Source organism: Helicobacter kayseriensis, from assembly GCF_021300655.1.
GTDB lineage: Bacteria > Campylobacterota > Campylobacteria > Campylobacterales > Helicobacteraceae > Helicobacter_G > Helicobacter_G kayseriensis.
This window is the reverse complement of sequence record NZ_JAJTNB010000007.1, coordinates 1-25,483: the sequence shown is the minus strand read 5'-3', so window position 1 is coordinate 25,483 and position 25,483 is coordinate 1. Positions and strand designations below refer to the sequence as shown.

26 protein-coding genes and 3 tRNA genes are annotated in these 25,483 nt (G+C 36.8%); 15 read left to right on the top strand and 14 right to left on the bottom strand.

The window, feature by feature from the left end:
* Positions 1-29 precede the first annotated feature (29 nt).
* From LW137_RS05560 to selA, 6 genes are all read right to left on the bottom strand, one after another.
* Positions 30-2,354 (bottom strand): tetratricopeptide repeat protein, encoded by a 2,325-nt coding sequence (locus LW137_RS05560; protein WP_233034031.1) that lies wholly within the window; start codon positions 2,352-2,354, stop codon positions 30-32.
* Positions 2,355-2,471: 117 nt separating this feature from the next.
* Positions 2,472-3,590, bottom strand: coding sequence for a conjugal transfer protein TraF (traF, locus tag LW137_RS05555; protein ID WP_233034029.1), 1,119 nt, complete (start codon positions 3,588-3,590; stop codon positions 2,472-2,474).
* Positions 3,591-3,631: 41 nt separating this feature from the next.
* Complete coding sequence (locus tag LW137_RS05550; RefSeq protein ID WP_233034027.1) at positions 3,632-4,861, bottom strand: molybdopterin molybdotransferase MoeA; 1,230 nt, start codon at positions 4,859-4,861, stop codon at positions 3,632-3,634.
* Between the two features lies 1 nt (position 4,862).
* On the bottom strand, positions 4,863-5,885 hold the full coding sequence (locus LW137_RS05545; protein ID WP_233034026.1) for a nitrogen fixation protein NifS: 1,023 nt from the start codon (positions 5,883-5,885) through the stop codon (positions 4,863-4,865).
* Positions 5,886-5,887: 2 nt separating this feature from the next.
* A complete protein-coding gene (gene selB, locus LW137_RS05540; RefSeq protein ID WP_233034024.1) occupies positions 5,888-7,726 on the bottom strand; it encodes a selenocysteine-specific translation elongation factor in 1,839 nt (612 codons plus the stop codon).
* Positions 7,713-9,098: an L-seryl-tRNA(Sec) selenium transferase gene (gene selA / locus LW137_RS05535; RefSeq protein ID WP_233034021.1), complete on the bottom strand. Its 1,386-nt coding sequence runs from the start codon at positions 9,096-9,098 to the stop codon at positions 7,713-7,715. Before selA ends, selB begins: the two co-directional genes overlap by 14 nt.
* Positions 9,099-9,159: 61 nt before the next feature.
* Between selA and LW137_RS05530 the strand changes: the two genes are divergently transcribed.
* From LW137_RS05530 to LW137_RS05520, 3 genes are all read left to right on the top strand, one after another.
* A tRNA-Sec gene (locus LW137_RS05530) sits at positions 9,160-9,257 on the top strand.
* Between the two features lie 86 nt (positions 9,258-9,343).
* A tRNA-Gln gene (locus tag LW137_RS05525) sits at positions 9,344-9,418 on the top strand.
* Positions 9,419-9,453: 35 nt separating this feature from the next.
* A tRNA-Met gene (locus LW137_RS05520) sits at positions 9,454-9,530 on the top strand.
* Positions 9,531-9,581: 51 nt separating this feature from the next.
* Here the strand turns inward: LW137_RS05520 and der are convergent.
* Positions 9,582-10,961: a ribosome biogenesis GTPase Der gene (der, locus tag LW137_RS05515; protein ID WP_233034019.1), complete on the bottom strand. Its 1,380-nt coding sequence runs from the start codon at positions 10,959-10,961 to the stop codon at positions 9,582-9,584.
* Positions 10,962-11,024: 63 nt separating this feature from the next.
* On the opposite strand from der, the gene LW137_RS05510 reads away from it, so the two are divergent.
* From LW137_RS05510 to LW137_RS07270, 7 genes are all read left to right on the top strand, one after another.
* Positions 11,025-11,558, top strand: a complete 534-nt coding sequence (locus LW137_RS05510) for a hypothetical protein (protein WP_233034016.1) — start codon at positions 11,025-11,027, stop codon at positions 11,556-11,558.
* 60 nt (positions 11,559-11,618) lie between these two features.
* Positions 11,619-12,317, top strand: a complete 699-nt coding sequence (locus tag LW137_RS05505) for an LPP20 family lipoprotein (protein WP_233034015.1) — start codon at positions 11,619-11,621, stop codon at positions 12,315-12,317.
* A 74-nt stretch (positions 12,318-12,391) separates the two neighbouring features.
* Positions 12,392-12,955 carry an HP0838 family lipoprotein gene (locus LW137_RS05500; RefSeq protein WP_233034013.1) on the top strand — a complete coding sequence of 188 codons (564 nt, stop codon included), beginning with the start codon at positions 12,392-12,394 and terminating at the stop codon, positions 12,953-12,955.
* 24 nt (positions 12,956-12,979) lie between these two features.
* The gene (argF, locus tag LW137_RS05495; protein ID WP_233034011.1) at positions 12,980-13,933 is read left to right on the top strand and encodes an ornithine carbamoyltransferase; all 954 of its coding nucleotides are present in this window, start codon (positions 12,980-12,982) and stop codon (positions 13,931-13,933) included.
* Positions 13,921-14,319, top strand: a complete 399-nt coding sequence (locus LW137_RS05490; RefSeq protein WP_233034009.1) for a DUF2603 domain-containing protein — start codon at positions 13,921-13,923, stop codon at positions 14,317-14,319. The genes argF and LW137_RS05490 overlap by 13 nt, the downstream gene beginning before the upstream one ends.
* A 3-nt stretch (positions 14,320-14,322) precedes the next feature.
* The gene (hemN, locus tag LW137_RS05485) at positions 14,323-15,690 is read left to right on the top strand and encodes an oxygen-independent coproporphyrinogen III oxidase (protein WP_233034007.1); all 1,368 of its coding nucleotides are present in this window, start codon (positions 14,323-14,325) and stop codon (positions 15,688-15,690) included.
* The gene (locus tag LW137_RS07270) at positions 15,690-15,941 is read left to right on the top strand and encodes a 4Fe-4S dicluster domain-containing protein (RefSeq protein ID WP_428845620.1); all 252 of its coding nucleotides are present in this window, start codon (positions 15,690-15,692) and stop codon (positions 15,939-15,941) included. The genes hemN and LW137_RS07270 overlap by 1 nt, the downstream gene beginning before the upstream one ends.
* On the opposite strand, the gene LW137_RS05480 is transcribed toward LW137_RS07270, so the two are convergent.
* From LW137_RS05480 to LW137_RS05450, 7 genes are read right to left on the bottom strand one after another with little or no spacing between them, the layout of a single operon-like run.
* The gene (locus LW137_RS05480) at positions 15,928-16,737 is read right to left on the bottom strand and encodes an energy transducer TonB (RefSeq protein WP_233033998.1); all 810 of its coding nucleotides are present in this window, start codon (positions 16,735-16,737) and stop codon (positions 15,928-15,930) included. The genes LW137_RS07270 and LW137_RS05480 overlap by 14 nt on opposite strands.
* 10 nt (positions 16,738-16,747) lie before the next feature.
* On the bottom strand, positions 16,748-17,332 hold the full coding sequence (locus LW137_RS05475) for a hypothetical protein (protein ID WP_233033996.1): 585 nt from the start codon (positions 17,330-17,332) through the stop codon (positions 16,748-16,750).
* Complete coding sequence (fliN, locus tag LW137_RS05470) at positions 17,332-17,682, bottom strand: flagellar motor switch protein FliN (RefSeq protein WP_233033995.1); 351 nt, start codon at positions 17,680-17,682, stop codon at positions 17,332-17,334. Before fliN ends, LW137_RS05475 begins: the two co-directional genes overlap by 1 nt.
* Positions 17,683-17,684: 2 nt before the next feature.
* Positions 17,685-18,068, bottom strand: coding sequence for a chemotaxis protein CheX (locus LW137_RS05465; RefSeq protein ID WP_233033994.1), 384 nt, complete (start codon positions 18,066-18,068; stop codon positions 17,685-17,687).
* Positions 18,069-18,079: 11 nt separating this feature from the next.
* Complete coding sequence (gene nth / locus LW137_RS05460) at positions 18,080-18,718, bottom strand: endonuclease III (protein WP_233033993.1); 639 nt, start codon at positions 18,716-18,718, stop codon at positions 18,080-18,082.
* Positions 18,715-18,942: a FeoA family protein gene (locus LW137_RS05455; RefSeq protein ID WP_233033992.1), complete on the bottom strand. Its 228-nt coding sequence runs from the start codon at positions 18,940-18,942 to the stop codon at positions 18,715-18,717. Before LW137_RS05455 ends, nth begins: the two co-directional genes overlap by 4 nt.
* Before the next feature lie 10 nt (positions 18,943-18,952).
* Positions 18,953-21,622 carry a YhdP family protein gene (locus LW137_RS05450; protein ID WP_233033991.1) on the bottom strand — a complete coding sequence of 890 codons (2,670 nt, stop codon included), beginning with the start codon at positions 21,620-21,622 and terminating at the stop codon, positions 18,953-18,955.
* Positions 21,623-21,638: 16 nt separating this feature from the next.
* Here LW137_RS05450 and mltG point away from each other — a divergent pair, with 16 nt between their 5' ends.
* Genes mltG through LW137_RS05425 form a run of 5 tightly spaced genes read left to right on the top strand, consistent with a single transcriptional unit; the run spans position 21,639 to position 25,362 of the window.
* A complete protein-coding gene (gene mltG, locus LW137_RS05445; protein WP_233033989.1) occupies positions 21,639-22,493 on the top strand; it encodes an endolytic transglycosylase MltG in 855 nt (284 codons plus the stop codon).
* A gap of 47 nt (positions 22,494-22,540) precedes the next feature.
* A complete protein-coding gene (locus tag LW137_RS05440; protein ID WP_233033987.1) occupies positions 22,541-22,855 on the top strand; it encodes a 4Fe-4S binding protein in 315 nt (104 codons plus the stop codon).
* Positions 22,852-23,994, top strand: coding sequence for a 2-oxoglutarate synthase subunit alpha (locus tag LW137_RS05435; RefSeq protein ID WP_233033985.1), 1,143 nt, complete (start codon positions 22,852-22,854; stop codon positions 23,992-23,994). Before LW137_RS05440 ends, LW137_RS05435 begins: the two co-directional genes overlap by 4 nt.
* Positions 23,984-24,805, top strand: coding sequence for a 2-oxoglutarate ferredoxin oxidoreductase subunit beta (locus LW137_RS05430; protein WP_233033983.1), 822 nt, complete (start codon positions 23,984-23,986; stop codon positions 24,803-24,805). The genes LW137_RS05435 and LW137_RS05430 overlap by 11 nt, the downstream gene beginning before the upstream one ends.
* Complete coding sequence (locus LW137_RS05425) at positions 24,802-25,362, top strand: 2-oxoacid:acceptor oxidoreductase family protein (protein WP_233033981.1); 561 nt, start codon at positions 24,802-24,804, stop codon at positions 25,360-25,362. The genes LW137_RS05430 and LW137_RS05425 overlap by 4 nt, the downstream gene beginning before the upstream one ends.
* Positions 25,363-25,483: the final 121 nt, after the last annotated feature.

Genomic DNA, 25,483 nt, shown 5'->3' with positions numbered 1-25,483 from the left:
TTTTAACATCGTCAGCAAAAAAGATTCCTTTAATTTTGAAGAGATTCTCTGCATAGATTCTGCCAATTTGTTTTTTCTTGAATCTGTAGGCATTTTTCAAAGCTTTCTTTGGGATCTTTTCCCATAGCTTTTAAAAGTGCTCCTTGGATATAGAGAGCTTGTTGCATTTCTTGGGGTTGGATTTTTGCTTCCAGTAACTCTGCAAGATAAGAATCTGCTTTGGCATATTGTTTTGTTTTCATAAGTGAGTAGATAAGGATAAAGTTGACATTTGGAGTGTAATCAAAAAATCGAATTTCTTGTTGTAGTTTGAGGATTTTGGTTGCATAAATTTGCAGAGCATTTTCATCGCCAAGATTCTGCGCATTTTTAAGAAGTGCATACCATACCTCAAGAATTTTAGAATCTTGAGGAAAGTGTTCTTCTAGAAAAACAGAAATTTTTTGTCCTTGTGGTATGAGGTTTAGCTTGATCAAGTCATCAAAAATAACAAAGCCAATATCATAATACTGTGTTTGATTAGACGCTTGTGCTAGGTTTAAAGTATCTTCTCCAGATTTTCTTGACATTGCAAAATCTCCCAATTTATTGAGTACTTTGCTTGTGCGATATAGCCAAGGGAGCTTTTCATTGGCCTCTTTTTGATCTGTATCTTCAATGAGCTTTTTGGCATCACGATAATAAGAGAGAGAATAAAGGCAATCAAAGACACTTAAACGATCTTTTTCTTCAAAAGTTTGAAGATCGCTTCCTTTAAGATATTGTGGGACTTGCTTACATTGTTGATTTTGGACAAGGTTGATAATGAGATTGGTTTTGGATTTTGGGATGAGGGGAGATTGAGGGATAAATGATTCTAGTGCAATGACTTGTTTGTATCGTTTGAGATCAAATAGAAGTTGTGCTTTTTTAAGATAAGCATTTTGAGCAGTTTGTGTATTTGGATATTTTTCAATGATTTGATCAAAGATTGCAAGTTTTTCTTCATCCGTGAGGTTTTCTCCCATTTTAAATAAAAGTTGATCATCTCTTGAGGCGACGATTTTAGAGAGTTTGGATTTGGGGAATTGTGTGAGAAATTGTTCATTGTATCGATGGGCTTGGCGTGTGTCATCAGCCTTTTGTGCATAATCTCCCAGCTCAAAGAGAAGTTGTTCTAGATAAGGACTATTTTTAGGGGAATTTCCCAACAAAAGTTGGCCGATTTTGAAAGCAAGATCAAAGGCTTTTTTTGAGGATAATTCCTTGAGAATCCCCAATGTCCTTTGGGGATTATCTGAGAAATAGCTTGGAGTTTTAGTAAGAACGGTTTGGATTAGCGTAGATGCTTCCTTGGGATCTTTTTCGAGCATTGAAATCCCCCATGTCACCAAAATTTCATCTCGCGTTGATTGTGAATTTGCTTCAGCGTAGGCTTCAGAAAATAAGCTAGGCGAAATTTTAAAACGAGAATTGTTTGAAAAATTCTTTGCAAGTTGCATTTTTGCTAGAGCGCTCCATTCAGTCTGTGGATATTCATTGAGGATTCTCTTATAGTAGTAATAAGCTTCGTTTTCAAAGTTGTGGTTTATGTAGGCATTGGCAAGTAAGTATAAAACCTCTGGAGTATTTTTGTCTAAAGATGATTCATTGAGCCATTTTGTAGCACTAGAAGTAAATGAGTCAAAATTGTCTTTAGAAAGTAGATGTGAGAGGGATTTGATTTTGAAAAATAAGAAATCATGTTTAAAAATACTTTCTGGATAAGCCTTGAGTGCAAATGAGGCATCTTGTAGGGCTTGTTTGTAATCTTTTTGATCATAAATGGCTTTGATGTTGCGAAGTTGTTTAAAATCAACACCTTCTTCATAGTGTAGAGGATTGAGATTGATATCTAGTTGTCCAATATAGAGGTTATTGTTGCTTGGAATCTGAATGGGAAAGTTTAAACCTTGCGTTTGTTGTTGGGAGAGAAAGGGAATCTCAGATTTATAACCGATGATTTGCCATTGTTTAGATTTTTTGGGTCTTTCTTTTGGGATTCTGCGTTGAGTTTTAAGGTCGAGTAATGTTGAAAAAAGTTTTGCCTTATATTTGGGGGTAATGGTTAGAGTAAGGTTGTTGTGCGTAATGGAATTGGAGAGATTGAAAAAGGCAGTATTGGTTGGAACGAAGTTGTTGATTGGTGTTTGTGGAATAGTGCAGGTGATTGAAGTGATGTTGTTATAGACATCTTTATTTTCTTTGCATTCAAATGCAGTTTTGTGCTTAAGATTTAAAACCGAGAAGTCCTCACCTTTTTCTTTCCCAAAATTGACTTGTATTTCAAGGCCATAGACTGCATTGAATAAAAGAAACAATAAAAAAAAACGCACAAAAATCCTTTTAAATCGCAAAAACTAAAGAAAGAAAATTCTATACAAAATTTAAAGAATTTTTATGTTTTATGTAATGTGATTATCTCTCCCCCTATTTTTTGGTCATTGCAAGAATCAAAAGGAGAAGCCAGCTCCTACTTGTAATGCTAAATAATCTGGAATCAAGAGACCATTAAGAGGATTTGTTTTTTTGCCAACCTGAACTCCAATATCAAAGAAAGCTAAGCCAAGCCCAAGTGAGAAAATCAAATCTTCTTTATTTTGTAAGTCTGTAGCCACTCCTCCACGCAAAGAGAAAAATTTAAAGTCAAAAGAAGTTCCAAGACTAATGACTTGATTATCAAGGTTGGATCCTAAAAATTGATTTTTTGTCAAATCTGCATCCAAGGCCAGAGTCCAAAAGCCTATATTGAGCGCAGCTCCTGCTCTTGCTTGAGGATTGATTTTGATTTTTTGGAATCCTAGATCAAAAGAAGGGGCATTGAGATTTTTTCCAACAACACCTAGAGTAAGAAAGCTAAAGGGTTCGTATGTTACACCCACATCAACGCCTATATTAGAGACATTGTGGCCCAAATCGACCTTTAAAAGATCTTTAAGAGAATCTGAAGGACTCATATTGCTTGAAATCTTGAAATTTCCAGCAGTCCCAGAAAGATTCATATATTTTAGTGCAACACCAACGCTAAAGTCTCCCGCAAGTGTGTCAAATTCGTAAGCATAGCCTAGGGGAATTTCAATCAAGGCAAGAGCAGAGAAGTTGGTTTCCAAACCAAGATCTTCAATTGTTGTTTTATCTTTTGGTAGTTCAATTTTTGCTTGAGTTGTTCCATTTGCGGCAAGATTGAAAAATCCACCTATGGCTAAGGCGCCAATACCAAAATCAGGAAGTTGCAAGACTACACCATCTTGAGTTCCTAGACTAATCCTATTGTCTTCAAGCAATTGTTTAATTTCTTCGATGTCATTTTGGTTGAGTTTTTTAAAATCGCGATTAAAAATATTCCAAAAGTTTTTGCTTTTTGCGTGAAGCTCTGCAAATAATCCAAGTTTAAATCCACTATCTGCAGCAATTAGCGCAGGGTTATAATAAAGCCCCCAAGCAGATTTTTTGACTGCAACTCCAGTGCCAGCCATTCCAAAGGATTGGCTCCCCATTGTTCCAAACTCTAAAGCATTAAGAGATGAGAAGAAGAGTAGGGATACAAATGAGATTTTTGAGATTTTTTTCATTTAATTATCCTTATATTAAATATCCAAAAACATATAGAATTTTAGGCTTTCATTTTATCGGAATTGTTAAAGATTGTGTTCTTAAGATTTGTAAAAAGAGGGGGGATAGAAATGATATAAATGTCTTGATTGTCATAAATTGTAGAAACTGATTCATCAAAGATTGCCAATGCATTTGAGGCCTGAAGAGGCTTGAGCGAGCCAGAGCCATACTTGCCTTTTTGAAATGGAATAAAAAATTTTCCATCAAATGTGCCAAGCACGATATGGCTTCTTTGGCCTTTAAAATGCACTTCTCCTTTGTGTTTGGCGCATAAACCTTGCGTAAAATAAGACAAAGATCCGCTTAATTTAAACAATGTGGGCAATACAAGAGAAATAAGGTTGAGAATCCCGCTGAGAGGATTCCCAGGGAGCGAAAAGATGAGTGTATCGTGATATTTGGCACAAAGCATGGGTCGCCCAGGTTTGAGGTTGATCCCGTGAAATAGGATTTCTGCCCCCAATGTTTGAAGTGCTTCTTCAAAAAAATCAGCTTCCCCAACACTAGCTCCTCCACTTGTGATCACAATATCGTATTGATCAATGTCTTTGATCCTTCCAATCAGCTCTTGTTTGTCATCAGGCAGGATTCCAAGATATTGGCTTTGAAACCCCAAGTCGCGCAAGATTGCGTGGTAGGCAATCGCATTGGTATTAAATGTGTGAAAATCTTGTGCCTCTTCCCATGGCTCTTTGATTTCATTTCCGCTTGCAAAAATACCAATTTGAAGGCTTTGATATGTGGGCACTGTAGAAATACCTTGAGAAGCTAGAAGCGCTAATGAGGCATAGTTGAGTTGTTCTCCTTGTTTAAGAAGAGGATTTCCTATGCAATAGTCTTCACCGCAGTATTTGATGTTTTGTCCTTCTTTGATTGGGAAGAGGGGGATGATGTATGAATCTTGAGTTTGTATGTGCTCAAAAGGAATGACTGCAATAGTGTTGGGTGGGATCTTGGCTCCGGTCATAATTTTTATGCAGTGATTGGGAAGAATAGTGGGTATAGAGTGATCTCCAGCTAAAAGATTTCCTTGTATCTTATAGCTTGATTCTATGCTTGCTATAGCATATCCATCCATTGCTGAATTGCTAAATGCTGGAAGATTGCGAGAGGTAAAAATATCTTGTGCAAGAATTTTTCCTGTCGCTTCAAAAAGGGGAGTTTGTTGGGTTTTGAGTTTGAGGGATTGTGAAAAAAGAATTTCAAAGGCATTTTTAAATGAAATCATATTAAATCTCCAGATTTCTAAGATTTTGATAGTGCAAGATAAGAGTGTCTAAAATATGTGTAGGAATCGCATCAAAGCTTAGGCTCAATAGTTCTCTTGCTTGATCTTGAGTATATCCCATTTCTTGCAATACAAAAGAAGGAGAAGAAAAGCCAAAAAGGCATTCTTGCCCATTGATTCCAAAAATTTGATCAAGAAAAAGACTTTGTAAAAGATTTCTAGCCTTGATGTTTTTAAAGCGCAAAGCTAGAGTATTGGGCATTGAAGAATCTAGTGGGGCAAATAGATCAAGATCATCTTTGAGTTTTTGTTTGAGGTATTTAAAGATTTGTTCTTTTTGGTCTTGGATTTTAAGAGAGGATTCTCGTCTTTTGATTTCGCTAAGAAATGCTGTATAAAACCCATCCACATAGCGTGTGGGAGGAAAGAGGGAGCAGTTTTTAGAAGAGGTAAGAAATACTCCATATCCTCTTAAAAAACCTAGGCTTTCTCCATCGCATAAAAAAATGCTTTGAGGACATAATTTGAAATTTAATGTTTCCCCTCGCGCAAGAGCATAGCTAATATCGATGATCATAAGGGCATTAGGGTTTTGGGCAAGAATCTCATTTTGGAGTTTGGCAATAGGGTTGTAAGTCAAAAGATCTTGATTGATATATGGGATCAGATAAATATCACAAGCGGGAAGATCTGTAATGATTCCCGTGTCACATTGAGGAGTAATGGGATAAAAATGACAAAGATCTTTAGCTAGCTTATAGGCTTGATAAGCCTGCTGGTGATTGCTAAGGGCAAAGGCAATCTTATAATCCTTGAGCTTGATAAAAAGCTCTAAGAAGCTTCCACTTGAAAAAGAAAAATTTCCCCCATCTTCTCCTCCAAAATGTGCGCTAAGTGCGCGAATTTCTTGTTGATTGTGTTTGAAAATAGCTTGAGAGATAGGAGGGATGTTTTGTGTTTTTCGATCAAGAAGGCAGTGATTGATGTCTGTTAGGGGCGGGTTTTGTAAAAGATCAAGATGCATGTTTATGTCCTTTTGTGTTTAAAATGACGCTTAGTGCCGGATTTTTGAATATCTTCAAAACGATCTAGATAGTCTAGATAAGTAATCAGATATTTTCTTGAAAGAGGGATTTTTTCTTTAAGAAGAGCAAGATCGATATAGCTATGTTGAGAAATGATCTGTCGCATAATTTGCAGAAGCTGGTTTAGGTGCTTGGAAGTGATAAAAAGATTGTGTTCAAGGCGGATGACTTTTTGTGAGGCACAGAGTGTTTTGAGTGCTAAATCACCCCTTTTTCGATCAATGCCCAAATCATCATAAAGATTATAAGGAGCTTGTGGAGCATAACCTTGTTGATCTAAAATCTCATAGATTCTGCTTATGATGAAGTCTTGGGGGTTTTGTGTGGAATTATTGGGGCTTGTATAGAGGCCATTTTTGTTTTGGATCTGTTTTTGGGTGAGCATTGAGGTGAGAATATATTGAATATAAAGTTCGCTTGCCCATGGGGTTTTGATATGCAGACTTGAGGCAGAAAGAAGCGCCTTGGGGTTTTTGTTGAAGATTTCTAGAATCAATCCTTGGAGGATTTTGTTGGTTTTTTGTGGATAAATCACAAGATTCTTTTCATCAATAAAAATTTGATCAAGGGTTTTTGCAATTTGAAGTGCCTGTATGTGGCTGAGGCCAAATCTTTGCGTGCTAGAGATAAGCCCAAATCCTTTGGGATGAGCTTCGATGAGAATCTTGAATGCATTTTTAAAATCATCCTGAAGCAAAAAGTGCAAAAGAGAAAGTTTTTGAGATTTTTTAATAGGATCAGTGATTGGGGCAAGGATCTCTCCTCCACAGAGTGTTTGGTTATTGCTCCTGAGGATAAATTTTTCCTTAAAAATTGTAAAAATTTTCTCCTGTGTCTTAAGTCTTGCAAACCATAGATTCTCTTTGATTTTAGCAATCAGTGTGAGGGTGACATTGGTTTTTTTAGCACCAATGTGAAGGGTTGCAAATTGAGGGAGGGCTTTTTCTCCAAAGAGTGCAACTTCAAGGATATGAAATCCCCTCAAATATCCTTTTGGAGCAATCAAAAAACCGCGTTTTAGCTCTTGAGAATGGACGCCGTGCAGATTGAGTGCAACTCGGTGTGAAGGAAGAGCGGATGAGGCAAAGTCAGAATGGATCTTAAGGGATCGCACGCTGACTTCTTTAGCCAAATCATAGACAAAGAGCCTGTCTCCTTTCTTCACTTCCCCACTTAATGCGCTTCCGCTTACAACACAACCTGCGCCACTAATGCTAAAAGATCGATCGATGTAGTAGCGGAAAAACCCAATATCCTTTTTTGGGGGTTTGGGAGTGTTTGAGAGGTAGAGTAAAATTGCTTGTTTGTCTATCTCTTGTGTTTGGATGCTGAAAGGAAGAATTGTGTCAAGCTGGATTGAAAGAGATAAGAAGAGCTTATGTATCTCCTCTTTAAGGAGAAGGATATCCTCTTGGGAAGATTTGTCGGTTTTGGTGATGATGCAAAAACATCTTGAAATACCTAGAAAATTAGCAATTTCAAGATGTTCTAAAGTTTGGGGCATGATTCCATCATCGCTTGCAATCACAAGACATAATAAATCAACACCAAATGCCCCAGCAATCATATTTTTGACAAGTTTTTCATGTCCAGGTACATCAATAAAAGCGATGTTGCGTGAGGGGAGATTGAGATTGGAAAAACTAATATCTAGCGTAATCCCTCTTTGCTTCTCTTCTTTAAGCTCATCGCCATCAAATCCATTGAGGGCTTTGATGAGTGTTGTTTTTCCATGATCGATATGTCCTCCTAGAGCGATTAAAAGGTCATTGTTTGTCATGTTTGTTTGTGTCCTTTTTGGTGTGGTTTGCAAGGATTTCTGCAAACAAGTTGCTGATTTTTTGAAAATCATCTTCAAATATACAACGCAAATCTAGACAAATTTGATCTTGGACAATGCGAGCGATGAGTCCCCCCTCTCTTAGATTTTTCTCCAAAGTTGAGGTTTTTAAAATAGGGCTATAGCATAAGATTCCATAAGAGGCAAAGGGGGTTTGTGGAAGACTTCCTCCTCCTGCTAAAGAATCAATTTGCTTGATGCATAGATTGAGATGAGGGATTTTTTCAAGCAAAGCAAAAAGTTTTTGGGTTTTGGATTTGAGAGAAGATAGAGGAGTGTTGAGCATTGCAAGTGTAGGGATTTTCTCAAACTCACAAGAAATATAGGCTCTAAGTGTTGCCTCTAGGGCAAGGATTGTGAATTTATCAACTCTTAAAGCTCTTAATAGATGATTTTGCTTGAGTTTGTTGATCAGATGTGATTTTCCCACGATGATTCCTGCTTGAGGACCACCAAAAAGTTTATCCCCACTAAAGCTTATTAGCGAGGGAGAGTGTTTGCAGAGCTCAAAAAGACTAGGTTCTTGGTCTGTTTGTAGCCCTTGCATATACCCGCTTCCTAGATCATAATAATCAATCAAACCTTTTTCTTGAGCCAATACACTCAGTTTGTCAAAGCTTACATTGGCGCAAAATCCAAGTTGCTTGAAGTTGGATTGATGTGCTTTCATAATAATTGCTGTATTTTCTGTGATTGCATTTTGATAATCAGAAAGGTGTGTTTTGTTGGTCGTTCCCACTTCAACTAAATTTGTGTTTGAAAGCTTCATCACTTCTGGGATTCTAAAAGATCCTCCGATTTCTACAAGCTCTCCTCTTGAAATAATTGTTTCTTTTTCTTTTCCAAATGTGTTGAGAATCAAAAGCACCGCACTTGCATTGTTATTGACCACAAGAGCATCTTCACAGCTCAAAAGGGTTTTTAAAAGATGGGTAATGTGGATATAGCGCTCACTTCTTTTTCCTTGTGAGATGTCATATTCAAGATTGTTGTAATTTGAGAGCAGAGGGAAGATTTCTTCTAGTATTTTGGGGTGCAAAAGACTGCGTCCAAGATTGGTTTGCAAAACAACTCCTGTGGCATTGATGAGAGGTCTGATCGTGCTGTGAGTTTTTAGATTATAAAGATCAAGAATCTCTTGTTTGATATTTTGAATTTGGATTGAGGAAGAGTGCGATGTGAGAATCTCTTGTCGTTTTTGATTAAGGATTGTTTGGATGCAGTTTTTTAGTATGGAAGGAGAACAATGAGAAAAATCATTGTCTTTAAGAAGCCAATCAACTTTGGGTAGAGCTTGTAATAATTCAATCACGGAATTCTCCAAGAAAATAGGATGTTGATATATAATTCTAGCTTATTTGAAAAATATTTTTGGAGGGCAAGCGATTCTGGTGTTCGCCTTGGGCTTCAAACCCATAGAGTGGCTAGGTGTCTAGTTGCTGGGGAGTTCGATTCTCTCGCCTTCTCGCCATAACAAAGTAATTTTTACTTAAAAAATGAAAAAATCTCTTGACAAAAGAGAAAGTTTTCTATAAAATCCCACTTTCATTTTTGCATTGGGGTATCGCCAAGCGGTAAGGCACCTGGTTTTGGTCCAGGCATTCCGAGGTTCGAATCCTTGTACCCCAGCCATTATTCTTTAAACTTTCACAATCTTATCTAATTATCGCGGGATAGAGCAGTCCGGTAGCTCGTTGGGCTCATAACCCAAAGGTCGATGGTTCAAATCCGTCTCCCGCAACCAAATCCTATTTTCGTATTTCCAAAAATTATATTTCTAAATAAGATGAAGATCCTACTCTTGAGAATCTTCTGTATGTTTATTTCCCTTTCCTCTTGCAGAGATTAATATAGGTGTGCCCTGAAAATCAAAATGTTCTCTAAGATAATTGACTAGATATCGTTTGTAGCTAAAATGAAGTGCTTTTGGACGATTCATAACAAGAGCAATTTGGGGAGGACAAGTCTCATATTGCGTTGCATAATAAATGCGAACAATTTTTCCGTGATCACTGGGAATCTGATGGCGTTTAGAGGCCTCAATAATAGCTTCATTGAGCTTGGCTGTTGGGATGCGTCTTGAATAATTGGTATAAACTTCCAAAATTTTGTGTTTGATCTCTTCAATATGGCGCCCATTTTTTGCACTAACGGTGAGAAAGGGGGCATATTCTAAAAAACGGAATTTTCTTTTATATTCTGTTTTGATTTGCTCAAAGTCTCCTTTTTTAATATCCCATTTATTAAAAATCACAATCACACCCAATGAAAATTTATCAACCAAAGAGCTGATACGCTCATCAAGTTCAACAAACCCATCACTTACATCAAGCACTAAAAGGGCAATATCACTTTTTTCAAGGACTTTTTGAGTGCGATCAAGAGCGTATTTTTCAATCCCCTCAATTTTACTCCTTCGCCTAATGCCCGCAGTATCTACAAAGCAAATTTGATGATTGAGAAAATCTATTTTTTCATCAACAGGATCAATCGTTGTCCCTGCAATATCGCTTACAACGCTTCGTTCGCTTCCAAGGAGGGCATTAAGCAATGAACTTTTCCCTACATTGACGCGTCCAATGATTCCCACATTGATTTGTGTGTGATCTTCTGATGGTGTTTCTTGGTCTTGTGTTAAAAATTCTTCCAAACTTTCCTCGTTGTCTTCTTGAAGAGAAAATGTTTGTGTCAAGTTGAGTGAAGTGATGATGTGGTTTTTCAAAGCCAAAATTCCACGATTATGGCTTACAGAGATCATAAAGCTTTCTTTGGCTCCAAAATTTGCAAATTCCCATCCCATTTGCTTTTCTTTATCATTATCAATTTTATTGATGACTAAAACACATTGTTTGCAGGATTTTTGGAGGCTGAAAAATAAGTCTCGATCTTCTTCTTGGGGCAAAATCTTTCCATCAACCATATACAAAACAAGATCCGCTTCATTGGCGCTCTTAAGACTGAGCTCTTTGACTTTTGAAAAAAGATCACTGCTCTCATCAATCCCGCCAGTATCCAAAACTTCCACTATATGTCCATCAAAATCTACAAAAGAAGAATTAACATCTCTTGTTGTTCCTGCAATATCAGAAGTGATTGCTTTTCTTTGTTTTAAAAAACGATTAAAAAGAGAACTTTTTCCCACATTGGGTTTCCCTAGAATTGCTATTTTTTTCATCTTACTCGCTTTGAATGTTTTGTAAAATGATAATCTAAACTTTAAGAAAATAAGGCAAGAGAAATGCGTTTTTTGTGGATTTGTATTTTATGTTTATGGAGTGTTTCTTTGTTTGCAGAAGTACAAAAAGCGCAAATTATCCAAACATATGCTTATGAAGTTAAGGATGGAGATTTTAAACAGAGGGTTAGAGATGGGGGAATTGAGATTCATATCCAATCTAAAGATCTTTTAGATTTTATCAATGCTGATAATCTAGAGGGAAAAATGGAAAGACAAGTTGTGCGTTTTAATGATGCTTATACAGAATTTAAAACATCTCCCCAAGTGATTCATGCTTATTCTAATGCATTAAATGCGAAACTTAAGTTTAATTTTACTCAAGTGATTTATGAGCTTGATTATATTGGCGATTCAACTTATAGGGTGAAGAATGCAATTCAAAAGATCCCAGAAATTTCTCAGTGCAAGGTTTTGATTCAAAAGACATTAACAAGCTTGATTGATGGGCGCAAGGATTTTGTAATCAATCTGGATAGTCAGCGTTATTTTGGAAAAGTTTTGGCAACTCATCGATATTTGCAATGCAGTAAATAAAAATGGAACATATTTTGCTAGATTGCTTTGTGTTAAACCAACAAATAAAGGATTAGAGATATGAGAAGTAAAATTTTTTACTCTAGTATGATTGGCATGGCGGCTTTAGGATTGAGTGGGTGTGGAGCTTTTAGTGATGGTGTGAGTGATACAGCACTTATTCCACCTTCTGCAAATTATCAGGCAAACTATGTCCCTTTGCAACCCCCAATGATGTATAACCAACCAAGTGGCAATATGATGCCTCAAGAAACAACCCCTCAAGTTCAAAGAGTAAATAAAATGGTTGTAGATAGTATTGAAATTCCTGCATTGCCAGAGATTCAGCAACCAGCACCAAGCGAATCTCCTCGTATGGCAAAACCAGAAAAAGAGCCAGAATATGAGGCGGGTGAGCCTTTGATTCCAAATTCACCTATATTGACTGCTAATAATATTATCGAGCTTAATGCTGTAGGAATGGGAGTGGCACCAGAATCATCTATTTCTCCTTCTCAAGCTTTGGCACTTGCTAAGAGAGCTGCAATTGTGGATGCTTATAGACAGATTGGCGAGAAAATGTATGGAATCAAGGTAAATGGTCAAGATACAGTTAAGGATATGATGCTTCAAAATTCTGTTGTAAAAACAAAAGTTCAAGCACTGATCCGCAATGCAGAGATTACTGAAACAGTTTATAAGGATGGGTTGTGTCAAGTTAGCATGGAATTGAAACTTGATGGAAGAGTGTGGCATAAGGTTTTGACTGGTAATTTTTAATCATAAAGATCTAATTCTAAGAGAGGTAGTTGATGAGAGACGCTATATGCAAAATCTTGATAGGATTATGTGTTTTGCTTTTTTTAAGCGCTTGTTCATCGACACAAACTAAGCAAGGGTGGGAAAACTTTCTTTCTTTTTTTGGAGAGAATCCACAGATTGATCCTGATGCTCTTGATTCTCTTGAGCATATTTCTGGGACTAAATTAGTCTTGCTCAATACACCAACTATTAAGTTTTATGATTTGGCTGTGGTGCGTGTGACTTACTATGCGATCAATATTGATCTCTTCCAAACTGGAGTGCCTATTGGATCTTTAGAGATCACAAAAAGCGATATTTGCTTTCAGGGAGAATGTGCTCCAAAATCACTTGCGGCACGCAAAATCTTTGGTGTTGTAAGTTATGGAGATTTGTTTGATGATATTTTTTTAGGCAATGACATTTTTCAAGGCAAGGGACTTCGAATCAGTAGAAGCGGTGTTTTAACTCAACGCTTTTTGATGAATAATCAAGAAATTTTATATGAAAGAACGGCTGATTACACGGTTTTTAAGAATCTAAGCAATGGTGTTGTGATTTCAATTCAGCCTTATGTTCCGCCTACCATCAACCCTCCAAATCCTAGAGGGCGTTAATTTAATTTTTGCTAAGGAGTGAGGATGAAAGATTTTTTGAGTTTAAAGGATTATTCTAAAGAAGAGATTCTGCAAATGATTGCTATTGCACAGGATATTAAAATCAAACATTCAAAATCAATCCCCACTCCATTGATGCAAGGATGTACCCTTGCAATGATTTTTGAAAAAAATTCAACACGCACAAGGGTGAGTTTTGAGACAGGTATCTATCAGCTTGGTGGAATGGGGCTTTTTCTTTCTAATCGTGATATTCAACTAAGTCGTGGAGAGCCTATTAAAGATACAGCTCGAGTCATTGGATCTATGGTAGACATGGTGATGATACGCACCTTTGAACATCAGCGTCTTGAGGAGTTTGCTTCTTACTGTCCAGTTCCGGTTATTAATGGATTGAGTGATAGTTTTCACCCTGTGCAGTTGATGGCAGATTATTTGACAATGCTTGAGTGTGGGATTGGAGTTTCTGAAGAGAGGCAACCTGTTGTTGCCTATATCGGAGATGGAAATAATATGGCTCATTCTTGGCTGATGCTTGCAAGCAAGCTTGGCTTTGAGCTGCGTATCGCTTCTCCCTTGGGATATGAGGTTGATTCTGGGATTGCTTCATTGGCTCAGGAGTTTGCAAAAACAAGCCGATCAAAGATTTCTTTATTGCAAGATCCACAAGAGGCAGTCAGGGGTGCAAATGTTGTTACAACAGATACTTGGGTATCTATGGGTCAAGAAGATGAAAAAGAAAAAAGAGCCAAGGCTTTTGGAGCATATCAAGTCAATCAGGAGCTAATGAATCTAGCACAAGATGAGGCCATTTTCTTGCATTGTTTGCCTGCTTATCGTGGGTATGAAGTGAGTGAGGAGGTTTTGGAGGGTAAAAGAAGTCGTGTTTTTTTGGAAGCACAGAATCGTTTGCATGCCCAAAAGGGAATAATGGTATATTTGTATCAAAAACACAAAGGGACACTATGCTGGAATTAAATGGGGAGATTACAAATGGCAATCTAACAAAAATTGATGAAAAGCACTTAAGTATTCAGCTTGAGAATGGGAACTTGAGCTTAGGAAAACCTTGTTTTGTTAGTGATGAAAATGGTGATGAGTATGTATTGATCTCAACAAATATTCTTAAACGATTGCTTGAAGGAATCAAAAAAGCACAAGAAGAAAAATTTACAATTTCTCTTGAACGAGATATTGCTAATCAAATGCCTTTAGACTTCGAAGATGTAATGAGTGTGGCAAAGGCTAAAATGAGAGAATTAGATCTCAATACAGAGGAATTGGATTCTGCAGAGTTGATTGAAGAAATTAAAAGAGAGCATCCTAATTTGTTCTTTAATATTGATGAGTATCTAAGGAAATAAATCATGATAGATTTTGAAAAGATTGCCAAGTATTCCAAATCCGGCCCAAGATATACAAGCTATCCTACTGCTGTTGAGTTCCATGAGGGATTTCAAGAGAGTGATTATATTCAAGCGCTAGAGCAGTCTAATTCAAGCGCCCTTCCTCTCTCCTTGTATTTTCATCTGCCTTTTTGTAAAAGTGCTTGTTATTTTTGCGGTTGCAATGTGATCTATACGAACAATGAAGAGAAAAAGCAGGGTTATATTCCTTATCTCAAGAAGGAGCTTGAGCTATTAAAGCGCTATTTGGATGTTCAAAGAGAGGTGATTCAGCTTCACTTTGGGGGAGGCACTCCTACTTATTTTCAAGCTCATCATCTTGAAGTTATTATTGATTTGATACATCAAACCTTTCCTCATTTTTCAAATCAGATTGAAGCAAGTTGTGAGATTGATCCTAGATTTTTCAACAAAGATCAAATGAGGGTACTCAAAGATGGGGGATTTAATCGTGTTAGTTTTGGGGTTCAAGATTTTAATCCAATAGTACAAAAAGCAATCAATCGATTTCAGAGTGTTGATCTTGTATCAAATGCTGTCAATATTGCAAGAGACTTTGGAATACGATCGATTAATTTTGATTTGATCTTGGGTCTTCCACACCAGAGCAAGGAGAGCTTTTTGGAAACACTTCAAACGGTCGTATCGCTCAATCCTGATCGTTTGGCCATTTTTAATTATGCGCATATGCCTTGGATTAAAAAAACTATGCAAAAAATTCCCTCTGATGCCCTTCCAACACCACAAGAAAAGCTCAAGATTTTAGAATCAAGTATTAAATTTTTGAAAGACAATGGTTATGAGCTGATTGGGATGGATCATTTTGCAAAAAAAGATGACGAACTTTTTTTGACAATGAAAAACGGGGAATTGAGGCGTAATTTTCAGGGATATACGACAAAGGGATTTTCTCAAACAATCGGTGTTGGCGTGACAAGTATTGGTGAGGGTGCAAATTATTATGTTCAAAATCAAAAAGATCTTAAGGCATATATGCAGAGCTTAGATGAGGATAGGCTTCCTGTGCATAAGGGTATTTGGCTTTCAGATGAAGATTGTTTGCGTAAAGAAGTGATTATGCAGATTATGAATAATTTGCGTCTTGATTATTCTTCGATCAATCAGCGTTTTGGAATTGATTGCAAGCAACATTTCTCACAAGCACTTGAGGCTTTAAAAGAGTATGAAGAGATAGGCTTTATAGAAAGTGATGAGAATGGTTTTAGAGCCACTCCAACAGGAGGAATGATGATTAGGAATATTGCAATGGAGTTTGATGCCTATCTTTCTAGGGCAGCAGATCAACAGCGTTTTAGCAAGACACTTTGATGGATAATATTTGTATCAAATGCGCAAAATGTAATCCAGTTTGCCCCACTTTTTTGGAGAGCTATGATGAGGTGTATTCTCCTAGGGGGTATTTGCATTTATGTGAACTTATGGGGCAACAGGCTTTTCAATCTAGAGAGGAGATTTTTCAAGTTCTATCAACTTGCACTCAATGTGGAGATTGTGAACCCTTGTGTCCCATTGATCTCCCTATTGTAAAAATTATTGCAAAGACCCTTAGTTGCGGATAAGATAATAGTTGATATAGAATCGAATTAGTGTCTTTGTTTTTGGATGAGGATAGTCTTTATAGGCAATCTCAATTGTTTTGATACTATTGCGATCCAATAGAATAAAGCCACTCTTTTTGATGATTTTTAGATCACTAATATCTCCATTTGGATGAAGGTAAAACTCTACGACATTGCCTCCACTTTGAGCGAGCATCCCAGCATTGGGTGGATATCGAAGATAGCTTTGGGTGATTCTGCCAATGTAGGCAAGATTATTGAGGATATATTCTTGTTCTTCTAATCCAAGTTGTCCAAATTCAGCTCCGTAAAATTCGCTAATGTTTTTTTTGGTTTGTTGATCTGCAAGTTGATAGCTTAGAGATTGTTGGATTGGTGTGGGGGGAGAGGGTTGATCGATGGAGCTGATTGCTTCATTTAGTGGCATAGAGTCTTGTGGGGAGTTTTTTTGATCATCCTGAGTGTCTAAGTTTTTTGTCTCTTGCGGTGTTTGTTGATGAGTGTCTGTAATGGGTATTTTTTTTTCAATAGGTTTAGGCTTTTGGGATTGTTTGTTTTGTGATTGATTGGGTTTGGTGATTTGTGATTTCTTTTGTTGCAATTGTGGGGGTGGGTTAGAAGGAGCTTTGGCTTGAGAATCAAAGGGTGCAAACTCAAAAGAAGAAATTTTTATTTTTGGGTTGTCGCCAATTCCCTTTTTGAAACCTTTTGAGTTGGTTTGTATAATAAAAATGAGAAGCAAAGCATGCAGAAGCAGAGAAAAACAAAAAGTAAAGAAAAGACGATATCGCTTCACTTTAACCTCTCTAATCCTTTTGTATTTCCCTAGAATCAAGAAGTACACAACCCCTTTCGTTTGAGAATAGGGTGAAGATTTTTTCATGATTCTCTAAAGTGATGATTTTGCTTCCCTTGTTGAGATAGATTTCTTTAAACTTAAAGGTATATTCTGCATTTATTTGCTTCTGTCTTTTTCTTAAAAAAAGCAAGATGCCAACAAGAAACAATAAAACTGCCAAAACCGCAAAATATCTCCACCAAGAAAATGAGGGAATAGCCCATACTATAAAGTGGATTCCTTGTGCATTTTGTGAGTAGGAATATGAGAGGGGTTGGTGTGAAGTGAGAGTGATTTGTGTTTGGTTTGGCGAGATAGATTGAAGCAAAAATGTATCAAATGGCGGATTGAGTATTTTGCTCCATTGTTTCTCCTGAAAAGCTTCTTTGAATGTCAGAGTGATTTGATTTTGTTTTTCTTGAATGGAAATTTTGCTTTGGATGGGGAGAGTAAATTTTAATTGATCTTTTGCTAGAGAAAAAGTGATTTGCTCCACAGAATGAGCCCCCCATAAAACATAAAATAAGCAAGATAAGAGAAAGAGAAAGCGCATTAGATTTGCTCGCGTGTAATGTAGTAGACGATCGCATCAGAATCTAAGATTTCATTGATTCTAATTGCGAGATTCTTTTCATAGACCATCACTTCTCCTTTGCCTATAACACGACCATTGACAAAAGCCTCAATTCCTTCCCCAGCAGGTTTTAAGAGGTCAATAATCGATCCTTTTTCAAGCTTGAGAATATCTCTGAGAGTGAGTTTGATTGAGGCAAGTTGAGCATCAAACATCACATCCATATCAAGTAGGCCGGCATAATCTTGCATCATTTTCTCAAAGCTTTGTGCTAGTTGGACTTCTCGTTCGCTATGTTCTTGGTTTTGATTGAGGATTGTTGGTTGCATTTCTACTCCTTATAAATACTGCATCTTCCTTCTTTGATCTGAAAATGTATACTTTTTGAAAAAAGATTTGGGACTTGAGCGTGATTTAGAAAAATTGGTATTCCAATTTGAGTTGCAGAATGAGTGTTTAATACTTTAGCTTTTCCAATAATGAGATTTGTAAATTCTTGACATAAATCTTTGATCTCATTTTGCGTAGGCTTGCTTTCTAAAAAAGCATGAGCAAGAAGTTCAATGAGATTCAAATCGAAAAAAAAATAATATTTTTCTCCATTAATAGTCATGCTTGTCCCATATTCTGTATCAGTGTGGGTGTATATCATATGAGGAGTTATGCCTAACATTGTTTGAACAATCTCAATAAAACTTTGTATCACCAAATCCATCATTTTCTCAATTATTGAGGTTTAAAGCTTTTTGTTGTGGTGCAAAACTCTTGAACGAAGCAATCTTGACAATTTGGATTGACTGCCTTGCAAACATACCGACCAAAAAGAACAAACCCTTGGTGAAGCGCATGAAGATGATCTTTGAAAAGCTTGACAAGGTCCTCTTCTGTTTTCTGAGTTGTTTTTGCACGCGTAAGACCCAGACGATGGCTAACTCTAAAAACATGCGTATCAACAGCCATAAAGTTTTCTCCAAAATACTCAATCAAGACAACATTTGCTGTTTTTTGTCCAACACCAGAGAGACTTTTGAGTTCATTTTGAGTGTGTGGAATTTCTCCATTGAAATTCTCCATCACTTGCTTTGCCATTGCGATGAGATGATTGGCTTTGTTGTTGAAAAAAGAACAACTTTTGATCAAGAGCTTGACTTCCTGAATATCCGCACATGCAAGGTGAGAGATTGTGGGGAAATTTGCAAAAAGAGCAGGAGTGATTAGATTAACTCTTTTATCTGTGCATTGAGCAGATAGCATCACGGCAACCAAGAGTTCATAGAGATTGGAGTATTTGAGCTCAGTTTTTGCTTGACCATAATGTAATAAAAATTTACGCTTAATGATTGAGGCTTTTTGGGTTTTGGTCATATTGCCTCAACAAAAATATTTTGAGCCTCAGAATCTCGAAGCGCAATTTTAGTATGGTTAACTTGAATGGCTAAAGTAGCTTTATTTGATGAGAATCTCTCAAGGAAGATTTGGGAGTTTTTTGTAATCCCAAGAGATAGAAAACGATGCTTGAGTGCCTCATCTTGAGTTTGAATATTGGTAATTTTGTAAGTTTGGTTTTCGCATCCTTCAAAAAGTGTCATAGTTTTGCTCCTAATCTGAGATAAAAATACGCTCAATAATCTTGAATGGGGCGCTTATGATATCTTCAGCAAGAGTTACCTCAGACTTTGGATTTTGTAGCGTTCCTTTCAAAATCAAGCTTGTAGATATTTTACCTTCTTTGCCTAACAAAAGGTATCCAACAATGGGAATCTTGTTGAGAACTTCTGATAGGCCCTTGATTGTGGAAATTGTGAGGGAGATATTGAGCTCTTGTGTGTCAAGGGTGACAATCCCTCCACCATTGATATCAATTGTATCGCCAACCAAATCAATTTTTTTGAGTCCAAGATATTTGTCATTGAGCTCCATAAGGATTCGTCCATGTTTGACTTGGTAGCCATCTGTGCTAAATCCTGGTTTTTTAAACACGATTAGGGAGGGGATTGTGTCAATCAGTGCAACAATATTTTGAAGGGTTGCAAAATTCTTAAATGTTGTATTTTGAATCTCCATATCTGCACGTAAGATTTTGTTTTTATATAAACCTTTGATGCCAAAGAGACCGCCCTGAACGATTTCTTTGCCAGCAACAAGATTGATAAAATCCCCACTAAAGTTATTGGCCTGGAATTTTGCAATATCATCATACAAATCAACATTGATGACCCCATTTTTATGTGTTGCATCAATGGTCGTTTTTTTGTTATTCATATTGACAATAATTTCATCTGTGGGGATGGTGAGTTCTTTGTATTTGATGGCGGAATTTTTAGATTCTAAATAAAGAGAGAAAGATTTTTGAGTAGATGATGATGGCTTTGTTTCTTCTTGGGTAGAGGATTGGAAGAGGGGGATTGTGTTGTGTCTTAGGGCTTGGAAATCGAAATTTTTATCTTTTAGAAAAACCTTGAGTAGATTGTCGTGATATTGGAGTGTAACACTCTCATCAAGAGATTGAAGAGAGATTGAGGTGGGTGAAATTTGAAGATTGGAATGAAATTCTTTAATAGGATTCCATTTTTTATCAAAGATCGGATATGTCAGATCAAACAATTCGCTTTGGATGGAAAAGTTTTTAAAATCCGTTGTTTGAATAGATGCTTTTCCATTTTTGATGGCAAGATGAGAGAGAAGGGGAGAATAGGGATAAAGTTTGCTCAAATCTTCAAGAACAATTGTTTTTGACTCGCCAAGAGTAAGCATAATAGAAAAATCTGGAAGATTGATGCTTGGAACTTCTGCAAAATCAGCATTAATCGCAATTTCTGCAATATCATCTTGTTCTAAAAAAAGGATTTTTTCTAAGGGAGAGTTTGGATGAGGTGAGGTTTGGATATGGATTATGTTAGGTTTGAGTCGCCCCTGTATTGTTTTGTCAGCTAGATTGATATCACCACTAACCAATCCTTCAATAAGGGGATTTTCAAGCGTGACTTGAGAATCATTGATGAACAAATGACGCCCGTTGGGAGTAAGATCAAGCGTGAGATTTAGAGATTGTGCAAATACAGGCATTCCAAAAACTTCTAGATGCGTATTTTGGGATAGAAAGGTTCCTTGAGCTTGCACATTGAGCTCATCTTGTATTTTTTGGAAAGAAAGCTTTAGATTAAGATCAATCACAGAATCAAGTTGCTTGACATCAAAGCCGATTCCATAAGTTTGCAGAATCTTATGAATTCTTTGATCTAAAACTGCGTCGGAAGATTTGAGAAAAACAAGGGTTTTTACACCCTCAGAAGGATGGGATAGGTTGTGTAGCTCAACAAAACTCCCATCAAGTTGCAATCCTTCATATCTTGGATCCTTTAAAGAAAAGCTTAAAATCTCATTTTGAAATTTAGCTTTAAGAAAGGGCGTGGTGATTGGGGCAAGATGAGATTCAAGTTTGAGTCCAACATTTTCAAAGTCCAATTCCGCATAAAGGCTTTTAAGCATTTTGGGGATGAAGTCCTCATTGAGTGGAGCGCTAAAAAAAAGATTTTTGATTCTCGCAGAATCGAAGGATGCCTTTTGCAAAAGCCAAGTATGCAAAGCAGGGATTTTTGCAAAATCTTTCTCATAAAGTGCGAGGCTTTTAATTGGTGTACTAAAAGCACTTACATTGAGAATCTTGAGATTGGAATTTCCCTTAATGATAAGTTTTTCTTGTCTATTCTGAGAATCTCCATAGGGGTGTGCAATCAGTGAGAAAGCTAATTTGTCTTTAGAAAGAAAATAATCAATTTCTCCATTTAATTGAACTTGAAAGTTTGTGGCAATAAATTTTTGAATCTTGAGATTGATTTTGTGAGAATCTTGTTGGATTTGAAATAGGGCTTGGATTTCTGGGAAAAAGAGATGATAGCGTTTGCCATCATAAAAAACTGAAGCAGACTCTTTTTGTTGTGGAAGAAAGATATTTTTAACCTCAATTTTTTCAAAGTATGAAATAGCAACTAGGCTATTTTGAAACCATCGAATTGCTTTTGGAAACTCAAAATGTGTCTGTTTGTTTTGTTTTTTAATCGCTAGAGTATCAAGAGTCAAGATGAGTTTATTATCAAGTTTTAGATACAATCCATTTAATTCAATATTTGCAATTTTGAAATGCTGGATCCGAATCCCTTTTGAAAGTGTATAAAAACATCCAATAAGTAGTGTTATAACAATGCTGAGAAAAATGCTTAAGATAATAAATTTTGTTTTGTTTGTTTTCTTTTTTTGCTGTGTTTTCATTTTGTTTTATCTTAATTTGAAAGTTGAAGTCCACAAAGAAATTATTATGCTTCCGCGTGGAACAATTAATCAAATTGTATCATATCTCCCTTCGCAAAACATTGATGCAAATCGCCTAGATTCTCTTCTTCTGAGATTTTTTGGTTCTCCTCAGAGTGGATGGATTGATTTGGGATGTACTTTGATATCTAAGGGTGATTTTTATTATCGCTTGACAAGATCAAAGTCTGCGATGAGGGAAGTGAAATTGATTCCTGGTGAGACGATGTTTTTCTTTTTTAAGGATATTGCAAGAATCTTTGAAATACAAGAAGATGATCTTTGGAGGGCGTGTAAAAACTCTCCCCAATGTATTGAGGGAAATTTTGTCCCTCAAACTTATAAGATCCCTTATGGTGCAGATGCAAAAGATATTGTTTGGTATCTTTTGGATTATTCAAAAAAGGCTCATCAAGATTTTGCTCAAAAGCAAGGGATTATTTATGGAAGTCAAAAATGGAAACAGATTTTAAGCAAGGCAGCAATTATCCAAAAAGAGGCCGCTGATGCTAAAGAGATGCCAATTATTTCTGCTGTTATTGATAATCGAATCAAAAAAGGAATGCCACTACAAATGGATGGTTCGCTGAATTATGGACAATATTCGCACGATAAAATCACACCAAAGCGTATTCGAGAAGATCAAAGTTTGTTTAATACATATAAGTATAGAGGAATACCACCTGTTCCATCAGGTAGTGTAAGTTTTGAAGCTCTTGAGGCTTCTTTAAATCCCGATCGTGTTCCATATTTGTATTTTGTAAGGACTAAAGATGGAAGACATACTTTCTCTGAGACATATCAAGATCATAAAAATAATTTTAAAAAGTAATAATTTTTTCTTATCATTGTAAAAAAACTACAGGGCAAGGAGAAAAGATGAGTGAAAATCCTGTATGGGTCAATGAGAAGCGCTGTAAAGGATGCGATATATGTGTATCGATGTGTCCAGCAGGCGTGTTGTCGATGCGACTAGATTCTAAAATGATATTGGGAAAAGTGGTTGAGGTGTCATTTCCTGAAAGCTGTATTGGGTGCAGAGAATGCGAATTGCATTGTCCTGATTTTGCAATCTTTGTGGCAGAAAAAGGGGAATATAAGTTTGCAAAAATAAATCAAGAATCTCAATTAAGAGGGGAGAAGATCAAAGCCAATGCATTTCTTCTTCCTCAAGAGTATAGGGAGTCAAAATGAGAGAATTAGTCATTAGCGGAAATGAATTGGTTGCATTAGCTGCCATTGATGCAGGATGTAGATTTTTTGGAGGATATCCAATTACTCCTTCAAGTGAGATTGCACATACAATGAGCGCCTTGCTTCCTAAGCATAATGGGACTTTTATCCAGATGGAAGATGAAATCAGTGGGATTTGTGTTGCACTTGGGGCATCAATGAGTGGAAAAAAGGCAATGACAGCAAGCTCTGGGCCAGGAATTTCTCTCAAAGCTGAGCAAATTGGTTTTGCCTTTATGGCTGAAATTCCTCTTGTGATTGTGGATGTTATGAGGGGAGGACCATCGACAGGTTTGCCTACACGTGTATCTCAAGGAGATATTGAATTTTTAAAGCATCCTACGCATGGTGATTTTAAGGCTGTAATGGTAGCTCCTTCAAATTTAGAAGAAATTTATTTTCAAACAATTAAAGCCTTTAATCTTGCAGAAGAATTGATGACGCCTGTATTTTTGGTGCTTGATGAAACAATTGGGCATATGTATGGAAAGGTTGTCTTGCCTGAAGTATCTGAGATTGAGATTTTACATCGGAAGCGTTTTTCTGGAGATCCAAAAGAATATCTTCCCTATGATGTTCCTCAAAATTCTCCAGCAGTTCTCAATCCATTCTTTGAGGGGTATTTTTATCATGTGACAGGATTGCATCATGGAAAGGGAGGGTTTCCTACTGAAGATCGGAATCTTGCACAAAATTTGGTTGAGCGCCTTTGTGGAAAAATTGAGAGCAGGGCTGAAGAAATTGCCCATTTCCAGACATATATGCTTGAGGATGCAGAATATGTTTTGATTGTTTATGGGTCGGTGTGTTTGGCAGCAATCGAAGCTATGCATATTTTGAGAAGCGAGGGGAAAAAAGTGGGAATCTTATCTCCAAAGATTCTCTATCCTCTTGCCCCTCAAGCTCTCAAGCAACATATCAAAGAAAATCAAAAAGTGTGCGTGATAGAATTAAACCGCGGTCAATATGTTTTTGAGGTAGAGCAAATGCTTGGACATAAGGTTGATTTTATAGGACAATATGATGGCCGTCCAATTGATCCTGATGTAATGGTTCGAGAAATCATGCAAAGAATCCAAGGAGGAAACAATGGCTTTTAATTATGATCAATATTTGCGTATTGAAAAAATGCCGACATTATGGTGTTGGGGGTGCGGAGATGGAGTGATCTTGAAATCCATTATTCGTGCTATTGCGACTAATGGTTGGGATATGAAAGATGTGTGTGTTGTCAGTGGAATTGGGTGTAGTGGGCGTATGAGTTCTTATATTAACTGCAACACTGTGCATACCACACACGGTAGAGCTTTAGCCTATGCAACAGGAATTAAGCTTGCCAATCCGGATAAAAAAGTCATCGTTGTATGTGGAGATGGGGATGCATTGGCAATCGGTGGGAATCACACCATTCATGCTTGTCGCAGAAATATTGATCTAAATCTTGTTCTTGTCAATAATTTTATTTATGGATTGACTAATTCACAAACTTCTCCCACAACGCCAAAGGGATTTTGGACTGCTACTGCTGAATATGGAAACATTGATCCAAGTTTTGATGCATGTTCTTTGGCAAAGTCCGCAGGAGCTTCATTTATCGCAAGAGAGAGTGTTTTGTATCCCAAAAAAATGGAAAAAATTTTGAGCGAAGGATTTGCACATAATGGTTTTAGCTTTATGGAGATTTTTAGTAATTGTCATATTAATCTGGGGCGAAAAAACAAAATGGGCGAAGCTGTGCAAAATTTAAATTGGATTGATTCATTGACTATCTCAAAGTCAAAGTTTGATCTTCTTGATGAGAATGAAAAAAGAGGAAAATTTCCCACAGGAATCTTGCACCAAGAAGAAAAGGTGGAATATTCTCAAGCATATAAAGAGATTCAAATCAAAATGCAAGGGGGTGAAAAATGAGAAAACAATTGAGATTTTGTGGAGTTGGGGGTCAGGGAGTTTTGCTTGCAGGGGAGATTTTGGCCGAATCAAAAATCGAAAGTGGAGGCTATGCAATTAAAGCAGCAAGCTATACTAGTCAAGTGCGTGGTGGTCCGACAAAGGTCGATATTTTATTGGATGAAGAAGAAATTTTTTATCCCTATGCGATGGAGGGAAGCATTGATTTTATGCTTTCTACAGCTCAGGTAAGCTATGATCAGTTTAAAAGTGGCATTAAAAAGGGGGGAGTTATTGTTGTAGATTCTAATTTGGTTGTTCCTGCCCAAGAAGATAGAGCAATTTTCCAGATTCTAGAAATTCCAATTATTTCTATTGCAAAAAATGAGATTGGCAATGTTGTCACGCAATCTATTGTCGCTTTGGGAATTGCTGTTGAGTTATCTCAAGCGATTGATCGGGATTTGGTGTTTGAGACGATGAAAAAGAAGGTTCCAAGTAAGGTTTTGGATCTCAATATCAAAGCCTATGAGTTGGGTGAAAAATATGCAAGAGAACAAAAGCTAGTTTCAAAATAAATATTGTGTTTGACTCAACATCAAAGAGAGAAATTCTCTTTGATGTTTTTATTGATCCAAACCTTTAGAACTGCTTGATAAATATATAAGCGTAAAGTATCTCATCTCTAATCTTGTATCT

Excerpts from the sequence above, each read along its gene's own strand:
- traF (WP_233034029.1), bottom strand. The coding sequence starts at position 3,590 with ATGAAAAAAATCTCAAAAATCTCATTTGTATCCCTACTCTTCTTCTCA.
- LW137_RS05550 (WP_233034027.1), bottom strand. The coding sequence starts at position 4,861 with ATGATTTCATTTAAAAATGCCTTTGAAATTCTTTTTTCACAATCCCTC.
- LW137_RS05545 (WP_233034026.1), bottom strand. The coding sequence starts at position 5,885 with ATGCATCTTGATCTTTTACAAAACCCGCCCCTAACAGACATCAATCAC.
- selB (WP_233034024.1), bottom strand. The coding sequence starts at position 7,726 with ATGACAAACAATGACCTTTTAATCGCTCTAGGAGGACATATCGATCAT.
- der (WP_233034019.1), bottom strand. The coding sequence starts at position 10,961 with ATGAAAAAAATAGCAATTCTAGGGAAACCCAATGTGGGAAAAAGTTCT.
- LW137_RS05510 (WP_233034016.1), top strand. The coding sequence starts at position 11,025 with ATGCGTTTTTTGTGGATTTGTATTTTATGTTTATGGAGTGTTTCTTTG.
- LW137_RS05505 (WP_233034015.1), top strand. The coding sequence starts at position 11,619 with ATGAGAAGTAAAATTTTTTACTCTAGTATGATTGGCATGGCGGCTTTA.
- argF (WP_233034011.1), top strand. The coding sequence starts at position 12,980 with ATGAAAGATTTTTTGAGTTTAAAGGATTATTCTAAAGAAGAGATTCTG.
- LW137_RS05490 (WP_233034009.1), top strand. The coding sequence starts at position 13,921 with ATGCTGGAATTAAATGGGGAGATTACAAATGGCAATCTAACAAAAATT.
- hemN (WP_233034007.1), top strand. The coding sequence starts at position 14,323 with ATGATAGATTTTGAAAAGATTGCCAAGTATTCCAAATCCGGCCCAAGA.
- LW137_RS07270 (WP_428845620.1), top strand. The coding sequence starts at position 15,690 with ATGGATAATATTTGTATCAAATGCGCAAAATGTAATCCAGTTTGCCCC.
- LW137_RS05475 (WP_233033996.1), bottom strand. The coding sequence starts at position 17,332 with ATGCGCTTTCTCTTTCTCTTATCTTGCTTATTTTATGTTTTATGGGGG.
- fliN (WP_233033995.1), bottom strand. The coding sequence starts at position 17,682 with ATGCAACCAACAATCCTCAATCAAAACCAAGAACATAGCGAACGAGAA.
- LW137_RS05465 (WP_233033994.1), bottom strand. The coding sequence starts at position 18,068 with ATGGATTTGGTGATACAAAGTTTTATTGAGATTGTTCAAACAATGTTA.
- nth (WP_233033993.1), bottom strand. The coding sequence starts at position 18,718 with ATGACCAAAACCCAAAAAGCCTCAATCATTAAGCGTAAATTTTTATTA.
- LW137_RS05455 (WP_233033992.1), bottom strand. The coding sequence starts at position 18,942 with ATGACACTTTTTGAAGGATGCGAAAACCAAACTTACAAAATTACCAAT.
- LW137_RS05450 (WP_233033991.1), bottom strand. The coding sequence starts at position 21,622 with ATGAAAACACAGCAAAAAAAGAAAACAAACAAAACAAAATTTATTATC.
- LW137_RS05440 (WP_233033987.1), top strand. The coding sequence starts at position 22,541 with ATGAGTGAAAATCCTGTATGGGTCAATGAGAAGCGCTGTAAAGGATGC.
- LW137_RS05435 (WP_233033985.1), top strand. The coding sequence starts at position 22,852 with ATGAGAGAATTAGTCATTAGCGGAAATGAATTGGTTGCATTAGCTGCC.
- LW137_RS05430 (WP_233033983.1), top strand. The coding sequence starts at position 23,984 with ATGGCTTTTAATTATGATCAATATTTGCGTATTGAAAAAATGCCGACA.
- LW137_RS05425 (WP_233033981.1), top strand. The coding sequence starts at position 24,802 with ATGAGAAAACAATTGAGATTTTGTGGAGTTGGGGGTCAGGGAGTTTTG.